This window comes from Pantoea sp. Ap-870 (genome assembly GCF_011752515.1).
In the GTDB taxonomy this organism is placed as follows: domain Bacteria; phylum Pseudomonadota; class Gammaproteobacteria; order Enterobacterales; family Enterobacteriaceae; genus Pantoea; species Pantoea dispersa.
Genome location: NZ_VWXG01000007.1, coordinates 173,492 through 186,915 on the forward strand (window position 1 = coordinate 173,492; position 13,424 = coordinate 186,915).

Below are 13,424 nucleotides of genomic sequence, written 5' to 3' on the forward strand. Positions count from 1 at the left end.
TTAAATAACATTCTCCTTTAAGCCTGGCACAGGATCGTGAATTAGTTTTGCAGATGGCGACTGGCGAGACGAATCAGCAGCGCAAGCACAGCGGCAGCCGTCGCAAGGCTGACCACGCCATTCCAGCCGAAATGGGCCAGCGCCAGGCTGCCGAGCGCCGCGCCGGTCGCCATACCGATAAACACCACGGTGAACATCAGCGCATTGAGGCGGCTGCGCGCTTCCGGCGCCAGGCTGTAGACCAGCGTCTGATGCGCCACCAGCGTGGCCTGCACGCCAAGGTCAAAGCCGATGGTGCTGAGGATAATCAGGCCGAGCTGCGCCGGCACCGGCAGCACCGGCAGCAGGAACATTAGGGCAAACGACACCATCACCAGCGTGGCGCCATACTGGGTGACACGCGCCGGGCCGATGCGGTCGGCAAAACTGCCCGCCAGCGGCGCGGCCAGCGCACCGGCGGCACCGGCCAGACCGAAGGCCCCAGCCACGGCGCTGTCGAGATGGAAGCGATCGCTCAGCATCAGCGCCAGGGTAGACCAGAAGGCGCTGAAACTTACCGACAGCAGGCCCTGCGCCAGCGCCGCGCGGCGCAGCGTCTGGTGATGCTGCCACAGATGCGCCAGCGACAGCAGCAGACGCGGATAGCTCACCGTGGTGCCCGGCGTAAAGCGTGGCAGCGCGCGCCACAGCGCCAGACTGCTCAGCAGCACCGCCGCCGCCGCCATCATGTACATGGTGCGCCAGCCCAGATACTCCGCCACCACGCCGCTCACCACGCGCGACAGCAGAATGCCGACCAGCAACCCGGTCATCACTGTGCCGACGGTTTTGCCGCGGCTGCGCTCCGGAGCCAGCGCCGCCGACGCCGGCACAATGTCCTGCGCCACGGTAGCGGTTAATCCGGTAACAAAGCTGGCGATCAGCAACGCATTGATGCCGCCGGAAAAGCCGCACAGCAGCAGCGCGGCGACCAGCAGCAAGCCTTTAACCAGAATGATGGTGCGGCGATCGTGGCGGTCACCGAGTGGGGCCAGCAGCAGAATCCCCAGCGCGTAACCGGCCTGGGTCAGCATCGGCACCATACCAACGCTGCCGATGCCGACATTGAACTGCTTACTGATGATATCCAGCATCGGCTGGCTGTAGTAAATCGATGCCACGCTGAGACCGGCACCGGCCGCCAGCGTAAACACCAGCGGCGCCGGCAGCTTTTCAGCAGGCATGGCAGAAGATTGAGACATGGCAGACATAGTGGTTTTCCCCCGTGATAATGCGCTTATTAAAGCGCGTTGCGGCCATACGCGGTAGACTGCTATGACACAGAACTGTTATGCATGGTACGTATGAGCACACTCACCAGCGTTGACCGCATCGAACTGATGCAGACGTTTATCCGCATTGTTGAAAGCGGCTCGCTGTCGGCGGCCGCGGCGCAGCTCGGCACCACCCAACCCACCGTGAGTCGCCGTCTGCAGGCGCTGGAACAGCGGCTCGGCCTGAAACTAATTTTACGCACCACCCATGCGCTGAAACTCACCGACGACGGGGAACGCTGCTATGCCCAGGCACGGCAGCTGGTGGCGACCTGGCACGCGCTGGAAGATGAGTTAACCGGCGCGAATGACGACCCGATCGGCACGCTGCGCGTGCGTGCGCCGCATGCGTTTGGTCAGGATCAGTTGATTGCACCGCTGATGGATTATCTGCAGCGCTATCCGCGCCTGTCAGTGGAGTGGATGCTCAACGACCGCACGCCGGACTTTGTCAGTGAAAACGTTGACTGCGCCATTCAGGTCGGCGCGCCCACCGATCCGTCGGTGGTGGCGGTGCTGCTGGCGGAAGTGCCGCGCTTTGTCGTTGCGGCACCGGCGCTGCTGGCGGCTCATGCGCCGGTGAAAGAGGTTACCCAGCTGACACAGCTGCCGTGGCTGGCGCTGACCAGTTTTTATCGTAACGAAATTGCGCTACAGCGTCTCAGCGACGGCCAGCCGATCAACCTGGCGATTGCCCCGCGCCTCGCCAGCGATAGCCTGTATGCGGTGCGCAAAGCCGCGCTGGCGGGCATGGGCGCCGCGATTGTGTCGTCATGGGTGGTGCAGGAGGATTTAGCCAGCGGCGCGCTGGTGCAGCTGGTGCCCGACTGGCAGGCGCCGCCGCTGCCGGTGTGGCTGACCTACCCGTGGGCCAGTTATTATCCGGCCCGCCTGCAGCATTTTTTCGCGATGATCAGGGACGTGATGCCGCAGCTGACCGGCACGCAGCCGGTGCGGTAAGGGGCCAGGTCGCCATTCGGGTTTTTGTAGGGTGCGCATTCATGCGCACCTGGTACGACTGGTCAGGTCGCCATGAATGGCGACCCTACGGGGCACTGCAGGGTTTTTACAGGGTGCGCATTGATGCGCACCTGGTGCAATCGGTCAGCTCGTGCGTGAAGGTCACGATTTCTTTTCAACCTTCGACATATTATCCAGCCAGCCCATCACAAAGGCCGACAGCACGAAGGTCAGGTGGATGATCACGTACCACATCAGCTTTTCGTTAGCGACGTTACGCGCATCCATAAAAATACGCAGCAGGTGAATCGATGAGATCGCCACAATCGAAGCTGCCACTTTGTTTTTCAGCGAGCCGGAATCCATCTTGCCGAGCCAGCTCAGCTTCTCTTTGCTTTCATCGATATCCAGCTTGGAGACAAAGTTCTCATAGCCGGACAGCATCACCATGACCAGCAGGCCACCAACCAGCGTCATGTCCACCAGCGACAGCAGCAGCAGAATCAGATCGTTTTCCGCGATGCTGAGAATGTTGGGCAGCAGGTGAAAAATTTCCTGAAAAAATTTAACCGTCAGCGCCAGCAGCCCCAGCGAAAGTCCAATGTAAACCGGTGCCAGCAGCCAGCGCGATGCATACATCAGGTTTTCGGTAAAACGTTCCATAAGTTCCCATTTATCAACAGACAAGCCATCGAGTATAACCGAACTTATGTGAAGTTATTTCAGTGCTTCTTCAGAAATTTCAGGCGCGGCCGGCAGCGGCAGCGACAGGCGAAACACCGCCCCGCCCTGCGGCCGGTTTTCCGCCCAGATGCGTCCGCGATGCGACTCAATAATGGTTTTGCTGATGGCCAGCCCCAGCCCGACGCCCGGCACGGCCGACTCCTTGTCGCCGCGGGCAAACTTGTCAAAAATGCGCGTCAGATTCTCCGGCGCAATGCCCGGTCCGTTATCCCAGACTGCGATCTCCAGCCGCGCTTTATCGCGCCAGGCACGAATGCCGTGCTGCGCGGCATTGCCGGCATACTTCAGGCTGTTTTCGATCAGGTTAGTAAATACCCGCTCCAGCATCGCGCTGTCGCCTTTTATCAGCACCAGCTCCGGCGGTAAATCCAGCGTGAAGTCGTGCCCTTTCAGCGACGGTCCCATGCTGCTTAGCGCGCCGCCAATCACCTCGTCCAGCGCCACCCACTCTTCGCGCAGGTTGAGCCCGCCGGACTGAATACGCGCCATATCCAGCATGTTACTCACCAGCCGGATGGTGCTCAGCGTCTGTTCGCGGATCTGATTGGCCTGGCCAACGTATTTCGACTGCTCGCTGGCGAGGTCCAGCATCAGCATCTCGGCCTGGCCAAACAGCACCGTCAGCGGCGTGCGCAGATCGTGGGACAGCGCCGACAGCAGCGCATTACGCAGCTGCTCGCGCTCGGCGGCCAGCCGTGACGCGGCTTCGCTATGCGACAGCGCCATGCGTTCCAGCGCGTTGGCAATCAGCACCGTAAAGGTCTCCACCAGCCGCTGCTGTTCGGGAATCATCAGCTGGCGCAGGTTGTCCGGCTCAACCACCAGCAGGCCGCGGCAGTGCGCCCCGCTTTTCAGCGGCAGAATCTGGTACGGCACCGCCGGTAACGTATCGGTGCCGGCACCGGCCGGTTGCCCTTTGCTGTAGCTCCATTTGGCGATGCCGAGGTCGGGCGGCGTCCCGATGGTGCTTTCACCCGCCGACTGCAGCTCACCCTGTTCGTCGGGCAGCAGCAGCTGGCTGCGCGCCTGCAGCGTCACCTCAATAACGCGCTGGCTGGTGGCGGCGATATCCTGCGGCGTCAGCGCGCTGCCGAGCGATTTCGCCATCTCATACAGATGACGCGCGCGCTGTTCACGGTAGCGCGCCACCCGCGCCTGATAGCGCACGCCGGCGGTGAGATTGCCGACAATCACCCCGACCGCCAGCATCACCGCAAAGGTCACCAGATATTGCAGATCCGATACCGCCACCGTGCCGGTGGGGGCCACAAACACCAGGTCGAAGGCCAGAATATTGATTACCGTGGCGAACACCGACGGCCAGCGGCCAAAGCGCAGCGCCACCAGCACCACCGCCAGCAGATAGATCATCACCGCGTTGGCGGTATCAAACTCCACCAGCCACCAGCGGCCAATCAGCGTCACCAGCACGCACAGCGCGATCGCCATCAGACACCCGCGCAGGTGCAGCCGCCATTTCTCGCCGCTGGCACGCTGGCCGCTCAGGGCCGCTGGCACATCGCGCACCGGCTCATCCAGCGCCACCACCAGCAGGTCGAGCTCCGGTCCCAGCTCGCCGAGACGCTGGGCAAAGCTGTCGCGTCGCCAGCGCCGTTGCGGCTGCCGGCCGGTAACAATTTTGCCGAGATTGTGCTCGCGCGCATAGCGCAGCACCGCGCGTGCCTCGTCCGGATCGGACAGCGTGGCGGTTTCCGCGCCCAGCTCCTGCGCCAGCTGCAGCGTGCGCAGAATGGCGCGCCTCTGCGCTTCCGGCAGTCGGTTGAGGCGCGGCGTTTCCACATACACCGCATGCCATTCGCTGCCGAGCCGGGCAGCAAGACGGGCGGCGGTGCGTACCAGCTTTTCACTGCCGGTGTCGTCACCGATGCACAGCAGAATCGCGTCGCGCGTGTGCCACACTTTGTCGCGCCCCTGCTGATCGCGCCAGGCGCGCATCTGATCGTCTACCCGGTCGGCCGTGCGGCGCAGCGCCAGTTCACGCAGCGCGAACAGGTTGCCTTTGCGGAAGAAATTTTCGATGGCGCGCTCGGCGCGGTCGCCGACGTACACTTTGCCCTCTTTCAGCCGCTGACGCAGATCGTCCGGCGGCAGATCCACCAGCACCACTTCGTCGGCGCTGTCGAAAAAGGGATCGGGTACGGTTTCGCGCACCTGAATGCCGGTGACGCCGCCCACCACGTCATTCAGGCTCTCCAGATGCTGCACGTTGACGGTGGTAATCACGTCGATACCGGCATCCAGCAGCTCTTCAATGTCCTGCCAGCGCTTGGGATGGCGCGAGCCCTGTACGTTGGTGTGCGCCAGTTCATCCATCAGGATCACCGCCGGATGGCGCGCCAGCGCGGCGTCGAGGTCGAATTCCGCATGGCGCGACCGACCGGTGGCACGCCGCGCCAGCACCGCCAGCCCCTGCAGCAGCGCGGCGGTCTCTTCACGGCCGTGGGTTTCGACCACGCCAGCCAGCACGTCCAGTCCCTGCGCACGCAGGCGCTGCGCCTCCTGCAGCATGGCGTAGGTTTTCCCTACGCCCGCACAGGCACCGAAGTAGATTTTCAGTTTACCGCGATGGCTGTCGCTGTGATTGAGCAGCAGGGCATCGGGATCGGGGCGCGGTAATTCGTCGTGTATGTCGTTCAAATATTGAGTTCCGTACGAACAATGAAACGGTCGCCATAAATGGCTTTACGCTGTGGTGCGGGCATCGAAACGGTCGCCATGAATGGCGACCCTACGTTTGTAGGGTGCGCATTCATGCGCACCGAATTCACCTCATCCCTGCAAATCATCCAGCGCCATATTCAGCCGCAGCACGTTCACCGTTTCTTCGCCGATAAACGGCAGCAGCGGACGCTCGGTGTTGCGCGCAATCAGCGCCTCGACGTCTTTCAGCGTCATGTTGCGCGCTGCCGCGACGCGCGGTGCCTGCCACAGCGCGGCTTCAGGGGAGATGTCCGGATCCAGGCCGCTGCCTGAAGCGGTTACCAGCTCCACCGGCACCGCTGCCGGCGCCTGCGGATTGGCAGCGCGCAGCGCAGCGACCCGCTCCGCCACCGCTTTATCCAGCGCCGGATTACTGGCGGCAAGGTTGCTGCCGCCTGACGCCTGCGCGTTGTACGGCACGTCGCTGGTGGCGGATGGACGGCCCCAGAAGTGGCCCGGCTGGCTGAACGCCTGTCCGATCTGCTCTGAGCCGCGCACCGCGCCGTCGCGCTCAATCAGCGAACCGTTGGCCTGCGACGGAAACCACCACTGCGCCAGTCCGGTGGTCAGCAGCGGATAGACCGCGCCGGTCAGCAGGGTAAGCAGCACTAACAATACTATAGCCGGACGTAACTGACTCATTTCTCTTCTCCTTACACCAGGCCCGACAGCGTCAGCAGCAGGTCGATCGCTTTAATACCAATAAACGGCACCACTAAACCGCCTACGCCATAAATCCACAGATTGCGGCGCAGCAGCGCCGCCGCGCTCATCGGCCGATAGCTCACGCCTTTCAGCGCCAGCGGAATTAAAAACACAATCACCAGCGCGTTGAAAATCACCGCCGACAGAATCGCGGAGGCCGGTGAATGCAGCGCCATCACGTTCAGCATATTGAGCTGCGGATAGGTCATGGCGAACGCCGCCGGGATGATGGCGAAGTATTTCGCCACATCGTTGGCGATACTGAAGGTGGTCAGCGAACCGCGCGTCATCAGCATCTGTTTGCCGATGTGCACCACTTCCAGCAGTTTGGTCGGGTTGGAGTCAAGATCGACCATGTTGCCCGCCTCTTTCGCCGCCTGGGTGCCGGAGTTCATCGCCACCGCCACGTCAGCCTGCGCCAGCGCGGGCGCGTCGTTGGTGCCATCGCCGGTCATCGCCACCAGGCGCCCTTCCGCCTGATACTGACGAATCAGCGCCAGCTTGGCTTCCGGCGTCGCTTCCGACAGGAAGTCATCGACACCGGCTTCCGCCGCAATCGCCGCGGCGGTTAACGGGTTATCACCGGTGATCATCACCGTTTTGATGCCCATCTTGCGCAGCTCGGCGAAACGCTCCTTGATGCCGCCTTTAACGATGTCCTTTAACGCCACCACGCCCAGCACCTGCGCGCCTTCAGCCACCACCAGCGGCGTACCGCCGGCGCGCGCCACCTCTTCCACCCGGGCGTTAACCTCAGCCGGGAAGCTGCCGTGACTGGCTTCGATATGACGGCGTACCGCGTCGACCGCGCCTTTACGGATCAGGCGATCCTGTACGTTGACGCCGCTCATGCGCGTCTGCGCGGAGAACGGGATAAAGCTGGCGCCCATGCTGCTGAGATCGCGTTCGCGCAGGTTAAATTTCTGCTTCGCCAGCACCACAATGCTGCGCCCTTCCGGCGTCTCATCGGCCAGCGATGCCAGCTGCGCCGCATCGGCCAGCTGCTGCTCGCTGACGCCCGGCGCGGGCAGGAACTGCGTCGCCTGGCGGTTGCCGAGCGTGATGGTGCCGGTTTTGTCCAGCATCAGCACATCCACGTCACCGGCGGCCTCCACGGCGCGCCCGCTGGTGGCAATCACGTTGGCTCCCAGCATGCGGCTCATGCCCGCCACGCCAATCGCCGACAGCAGTCCGCCGATGGTGGTGGGAATCAGGCACACCAGCAGCGCCACCAGCACCGTCACGCTAACCGGCGTGCCGCCCCAGGCGGAAAACGGCCACAGCGTAGCGGTCGCCAGCAGGAACACAATGGTCAGCGACACCAGCAGGATGGTCAGGGAGATTTCGTTGGGCGTTTTGCGGCGTTTGGCGCCTTCCACCATGGCGATCATGCGGTCGAGAAAGGTTTCGCCCGGATTGACGCTGCACTGAATCACCAGCCAGTCCGACAGGATGCGCGTCCCGCCGGTTACCGAGGCAAAATCCCCGCCGGATTCACGAATCACCGGTGCCGATTCGCCGGTAATGGCGCTCTCATCCACCGATGCGCCGCCCTCCAGCACTTCACCGTCGCACGGAATGATGTCACCGGCTTCCACCAGCACCACATCGCCTTTGCGCAGCGTATCGGCCGCCACCGGCCGCCATTGCGCACCGTGAAACGGTTCCGCCAGTTTCTTCGCATCGCTGTGCTTGTTCACCCCTTTCAGGCTGTTGGCCTGCGCCTTGCTGCGCCCTTCCGCCAGCGCTTCGGCGAAGTTAGCGAACAGCACGGTAAACCACAGCCAGATGGCGACCGCCGCGGTAAAGCCGGCGCTGCCGTTCAGCTGCCCCGCCGCCATACCGATGGCCAGCAGCGAGGTGAGCACGCTGCCGATCCACACCAGAAACATCACCGGGTTGCGAAACTGTACGCGCGGATCGAGTTTTTTCACCGCATCCAGCATCGCGGTGCGCGTCAGCGCCGCATCAAACAGCGCCAGTTGTTGACGACTCATGATTCCGTTATCCCTGAATAAGTTGCAGATGTTCCGCCACCGGGCCAAGCGCCAGCGCGGGAACGAAGGTCAGCGCACCCACCAGCAGCACGGTGCCCACCAGCAGTGCGATAAACAGCGGGCCGTGAGTCGGCAGCGTGCCGTTGCCCACCGGCTGAATTTTCTTCGCCGCCAGCGAACCGGCAATGGCCAGCACCGGAACGATGATGCCGAAGCGGCCGACCAGCATGCAGAAGCCCAGCAGCAGGTTCCAGAACGGGGTGTTGGCGCTGAGACCGGCGAAGGCGCTGCCGTTGTTGTTGGCCGCCGACGATACCGCATACAGCACCTCACTGAAGCCGTGAATGCCGGGGTTGGCCATACCGGCGCGTCCGGCTTCGGTCATCATCGCCAGCGCAGTACCCAGCAGCACCAGCGTCGGCGTCACCAGAATCGCCAGCGCGGTCATTTTCATCTCCCACACGTCGATCTTTTTGCCCATGTACTCCGGCGTACGGCCAATCATCAGACCGGCGATAAACACCCCGAGCAGCACGAACAGCAGCATGCCGTACAAGCCGGCACCGACGCCGCCGAACACCACTTCGCCCAGCTGCATCAGCCACATCGGCACCATACCGCCCAGCGCAGTAAAGGAGTCATGCATGGCGTTAACCGCACCGCACGACGCCGCGGTGGTGATCACCGCAAACAGGCTGGAGTTGAGAATGCCGAAGCGTGTCTCCTTGCCTTCCATGTTGATCGCGCTATCAGCGCCCAGGGTCAGAAAGTGCGGATTGCCGCGCAGCTCAGCCCACATCACCGCGACCACCGCCAGCACAAACATGATGCTCATGGCCCACAGCAGCATATGGCCCTGACGGCGATCGCCCAGCTGCTGACCAAAGGCAAAGCACAGCGCGGCCGGGATCAGGAAGATGCTCAGCATCTGCACAAAGTTGGTCAGTGCCGTCGGGTTTTCGAACGGATGCGCCGAGTTGGCGTTGAAGAAACCGCCGCCGTTGGTGCCGAGCATTTTGATCGCTTCCTGCGAGGCTACCGGCCCGAGCGGCAGCGTTTGCTGCGCGCCTTCCAGCGTGGTGAAGGCATGATAGGGTTCAAAGTTCTGGATGCTGCCCTGGCTGACAAAAAACAGCGCCATCAGCAGGCTAATCGGCAGCAGCACGTAGACGGTGATGCGCGTCAGGTCGCGCCAGGCGTTGCCGAGCGTTTCCAGCGAACGGTTGGCAAAACCGCGCATCAGCGCAAACGCCACCGCAATACCGGTTGCCGCCGAAAGGAAGTTTTGCACCGTTAAGCCCGCCATCTGGCTGAAGTAACTCAGCGTGCTTTCGCCCGCGTAGGCCTGCCAGTTGGTGTTGGCGACAAAGCTGATCGCGGTATTAAGCGCCAGATCCCAGCTCAGGCCAGGCAGATGCTGCGGATTGAGCGGCAGCGCGCCCTGCCCCATCAGCATCGCCAGCAGCAGCACAAAGCCGAGCGCGTTAAACAGCAGGATGGCCAGCAGATAGTGCGGCCAGCGCATCGCCGCGCCATCAACGCCGGCCAGACGCCACAGCACGCGTTCGCTGCGCGCCAGCAGGGGTTTATCCGCCACCATCAGCGCCAGCAAGCGGCCCAGCGGCTGCGCCAGCACCATCAGCACCAGCAGATAGCACGCAATCAGTAAAAACGCATTCGCCGCCATCAGAATGCCTCCGCATTAAGCAGGGCATAAATCAGGTAGCCCAGTAATAAAAATACCAGCACGATGCCGGCTATCACGCCCACACTCACAGCAACCTCCAGAGGATTTGGTAGTGCAGCAAGCATGCGCGGCGCGGCATAAAGAAGGGGTAAAAAGGCGCAGAGCGGGCGTAAAGAAAGTATAAAAACGCGGGCGGATCAGGCGCTTTCAAGCGCCCAGATGCGATTCAGGTCAACGTTGTGCCACAAGCCGCTGTCCTCAGCGCCGGTGATGGTATCGGTGCAGAAGCTGTCGCCGAGGTCCAGCGCTTCCGGTTTGACCTCGCGCTGCGAATGCAGCGACCAGAACACATGCACTTTGGGCTTCAGCAGCGATTTTTCCCCGGCCTGCACCACCAGCGCCACGCGCCCGGAAGCCAGCCGTACCAGCGAGCCCACCGGATAAATACCGATGGTGCGCACAAACGCGTGCAGCAGCGCACTGTCAAAGTGGCCGCGCCAGCTCAGCATATTGTGCATCGCCTCAGCCGGCGTCCAGCCTTTGCGATACGGGCGATCGGAGGTCACCGCGTCGTAGACGTCACACACCGCCGCCATGCGTGCGTAGAGCGAGATCTCTTCGCCCTGCAGCCGATGCGGATAGCCGCTGCCATCGAATTTTTCATGGTGATGCAGCGCAATATCCAGCAAATCTTCATCCGCATGGGCTTCCATCAGCATTTGCGCACCGACGATTGGATGCTGGCGCATAATCGTAAACTCTTCGTCGGTGAGCTTATCCGGCTTGTTGAGGATGGTCAGCGGCACCGCGGCTTTACCGACGTCATGCAGCAATCCGCCCATGCCCACGCGACGCAGCTGCTGCTCATCCAGCCCCATTTTCTTGCCCAGCGAAATCATCAGACCGCACACCGCCATGGAGTGCAGGTAAGTGTAATCGTCATGATTTTTCAGCCGCGCCACGCTGAGCAGCGCGGTTGGCTCGCGGGTAATCGATCCGGCAATTTCATCGACCAGCTCAAGGGTAAAGGCAAGATCGAGGCCCTGCCCCATGCGCGCTTCGTTGAACATCGCCAGCACCTGCGGCTTGCCCTGGTTGAAGATGCACTGCGCCTGATCCATCTCGCGGAAAAACGGCGTCTGCGGAATGTCTTTTTTCGGCTGCGGCGTGGCAGGCGCGCGCACCGACCGCTCGGGATCGATCCATACCTGCTGGATCCCCTCGTTACGGATCAGGGCGATCTGACGCTTATCGGTGATCAGCATCTGGTTGCGAATGCGTTTGTCCTTGATCCACCAGACCTCAAGCTTGTGGATAAACATGCCTGGCCGCAGCTCGTCAACGGTAATCAGCTTTATCACGATATCGCTCCTTAATATCAGTGGATGGTAAGGAGTGATATCGGCAGCTGAGCAAAAAATCTTCAGGGCGGCGTGACTGGTCGGGTCAGGCAGGAACGTTTATGCATTGCGCAATAAATTGCGCCGCTACCGCGCAGTGCATTAAGCCACTTTGATGCCAGCCTTTTGCGCCGTTTTCTCTTCTGTGGCAGCGGCAGCGTTGTGCCGATCGCCTACGCGTTCAATCGGGCCCATCACCAGCAGGAACAGCAGTGCCGCGACGACACAGTGCGCGCCGACGAACACCAGGCCAATGCTGTAGCTGCCGGTCAGGCCAACGATCACGCCAAATAACAGCGGCGTGATAAAGCCCGCCATGTTGCCGATGCCGTTGAAGATCGCGCCGGCGAGGCCAACCGCCTCTTTGGGCGCCGTATCGCTGACCACGGTCCAGGTGCCCGCGCCCGCCGCCACGCCTTTGCCGAAGAAGGCAAACGACATGATGGCGATAATGCCGGCGTTGGAAGGGATCACCGCCGCCAGAATCAGCGAGGCGGCCATCAGCATGCCAACGATGTATGGCGTTTTGCGCGCCCACGACAGGCTCCAGCCGCGCGCCAGCAGCTTATCTGAGATGTAACCACCGCTAATGCCGCCCAGAAAGCCAAACAGCGCCGGTGCAATGGTAGCGAAACCGGCATCCAGAATATTCATGCCGCGCGCCTGCACCAGATAGATCGGGAACCAGGTAATGAAAAAGTAGCTAAGCGCGATGGTGCAATACTGGCCGAGGTAGGCGCACCACAGCATGCGGTTGGTGAGCAATGTTTTGAACATCGCTTTGCTGACCGGTGGCCGCGCCCGCAGCGTTTGCGCGGCGTCGATATCCACCAGCGCGCCGCCCTGTTCAATGTAATGTAACTCGCTGGCGGAAACGTGCGGATGCTGACGCGGGCTGCGCATATAGCCCGCCCAGACAAACACCGCCAGCACGCCGATGCCGCCGAGCACAAAGAATGGCCATTCCCAGCCATAACGCGACACCAGCCAGCCGGAGAGCGGTGAGAATATCGCCACGGCAAAGTATTGTGCTGAGGCAAACAGCGACGATGCGCGTCCGCGCTCTGCGCCCGGGAACCACATGATGACTGCGCGGGCGTTGGCGGGAAAGCTCGGCGCCTCAATCAGGCCCAGCGCGAAGCGCAGTGCAAACATCAGCGTCAGCGCCATGGTCATGCCACTGGAAAACTCACCGACAAATCCCATCAGCAGGGTCGAAACCGACCACAGCGCCAGCGTCACGCCGTAAACCTTTTTGGTGCCGAAGCGATCGAGAATCAATCCGCCGGGGATCTGGCCGATGACATACGCCCAGCTGAAGGCCGAAAGGATCAGGCCGAGCTGGATCGCCGACAGGCCAAACTCCTGTTTGATCGCTGAGCCGGAGATCGACAGGATCGAGCGATCGGCATAAGCGACCACTGACAGGAACAGAATCAGGCAAAGGATCCAGATACGCACATGGCTGTTCTGGCTGCGGTTTTTGCGTTGCAACATAGGCTGAATTCCTTGATGGAGGAGCATCCTGCCCCGAAGCGATGATGGTCAGGAATACCGCGCAGATTTCCCTGTTCAGCAACTATAGGAAGCCAGTGTTGCTCTGGTCATTGTGCGAATGAAGGAATCCGCGCGACGAAACGGCGCGGGTTTTGGTCGCTGACACAAAGCCGGGTGCGGTAGCGCACAAAATCTTTAATCCGTGCTGGCTTTCGCCGCGGAATGTGCGCCAGCGCTGAGAAAAGAGTTTGCGCGATCACTATGAGCAGGCAAAGCATCCATGCGCGTCGGGCAAATTGTGCGCTGCACAGCAAATTACCACGCAGCAGATTGCCAGCTCTGCTGCCGGCTCGTAGGCTGAAAATGATTTCATTGAGCCATTTTAAACACCAATGAAAAA

At 61.7% G+C, this 13,424-nt stretch carries 10 protein-coding genes; 1 reads left to right on the top strand and 9 read right to left on the bottom strand.

Annotation, left to right across the window (positions count from 1 at the left end):
* Positions 1 to 41 precede the first annotated feature (41 nt).
* Positions 42 to 1,250 carry an MFS transporter gene (locus F3J41_RS17555; RefSeq protein ID WP_031279767.1) on the bottom strand — a complete coding sequence of 403 codons (1,209 nt, stop codon included), beginning with the start codon at positions 1,248 to 1,250 and terminating at the stop codon, positions 42 to 44.
* 93 nt (positions 1,251 to 1,343) lie between these two features.
* Between F3J41_RS17555 and F3J41_RS17560 the strand changes: the two genes are divergently transcribed.
* The gene (locus F3J41_RS17560; RefSeq protein WP_104094185.1) at positions 1,344 to 2,273 is read left to right on the top strand and encodes a LysR family transcriptional regulator; all 930 of its coding nucleotides are present in this window, start codon (positions 1,344 to 1,346) and stop codon (positions 2,271 to 2,273) included.
* Between the two features lie 162 nt (positions 2,274 to 2,435).
* Here F3J41_RS17560 and F3J41_RS17565 read toward each other — a convergent pair whose 3' ends face one another.
* The 8 genes from F3J41_RS17565 to F3J41_RS17600 form a co-directional block, all read right to left on the bottom strand.
* Complete coding sequence (locus tag F3J41_RS17565) at positions 2,436 to 2,936, bottom strand: TIGR00645 family protein (RefSeq protein WP_021507874.1); 501 nt, start codon at positions 2,934 to 2,936, stop codon at positions 2,436 to 2,438.
* 54 nt (positions 2,937 to 2,990) lie between these two features.
* On the bottom strand, positions 2,991 to 5,666 hold the full coding sequence (gene kdpD, locus F3J41_RS17570; protein ID WP_059012530.1) for a two-component system sensor histidine kinase KdpD: 2,676 nt from the start codon (positions 5,664 to 5,666) through the stop codon (positions 2,991 to 2,993).
* Between the two features lie 141 nt (positions 5,667 to 5,807).
* The gene (kdpC, locus tag F3J41_RS17575; RefSeq protein WP_021507876.1) at positions 5,808 to 6,380 is read right to left on the bottom strand and encodes a potassium-transporting ATPase subunit KdpC; all 573 of its coding nucleotides are present in this window, start codon (positions 6,378 to 6,380) and stop codon (positions 5,808 to 5,810) included.
* Positions 6,381 to 6,391: 11 nt separating this feature from the next.
* On the bottom strand, positions 6,392 to 8,440 hold the full coding sequence (kdpB, locus tag F3J41_RS17580; RefSeq protein ID WP_166711912.1) for a potassium-transporting ATPase subunit KdpB: 2,049 nt from the start codon (positions 8,438 to 8,440) through the stop codon (positions 6,392 to 6,394).
* 7 nt (positions 8,441 to 8,447) lie between these two features.
* Positions 8,448 to 10,127 (bottom strand): potassium-transporting ATPase subunit KdpA, encoded by a 1,680-nt coding sequence (kdpA, locus tag F3J41_RS17585; RefSeq protein ID WP_166711914.1) that lies wholly within the window; start codon positions 10,125 to 10,127, stop codon positions 8,448 to 8,450.
* Entirely contained in the window at positions 10,127 to 10,216 is a 90-nt protein-coding gene (kdpF, locus tag F3J41_RS17590; protein WP_021507879.1) for a K(+)-transporting ATPase subunit F, read from the bottom strand. The genes kdpA and kdpF overlap by 1 nt, the downstream gene beginning before the upstream one ends.
* A 108-nt stretch (positions 10,217 to 10,324) precedes the next feature.
* On the bottom strand, positions 10,325 to 11,488 hold the full coding sequence (locus tag F3J41_RS17595; protein WP_021507880.1) for an HD-GYP domain-containing protein: 1,164 nt from the start codon (positions 11,486 to 11,488) through the stop codon (positions 10,325 to 10,327).
* Positions 11,489 to 11,629: 141 nt separating this feature from the next.
* The gene (locus F3J41_RS17600; RefSeq protein WP_021507881.1) at positions 11,630 to 13,024 is read right to left on the bottom strand and encodes an MFS transporter; all 1,395 of its coding nucleotides are present in this window, start codon (positions 13,022 to 13,024) and stop codon (positions 11,630 to 11,632) included.
* Between the last annotated feature and the right edge of the window lie 400 nt (positions 13,025 to 13,424).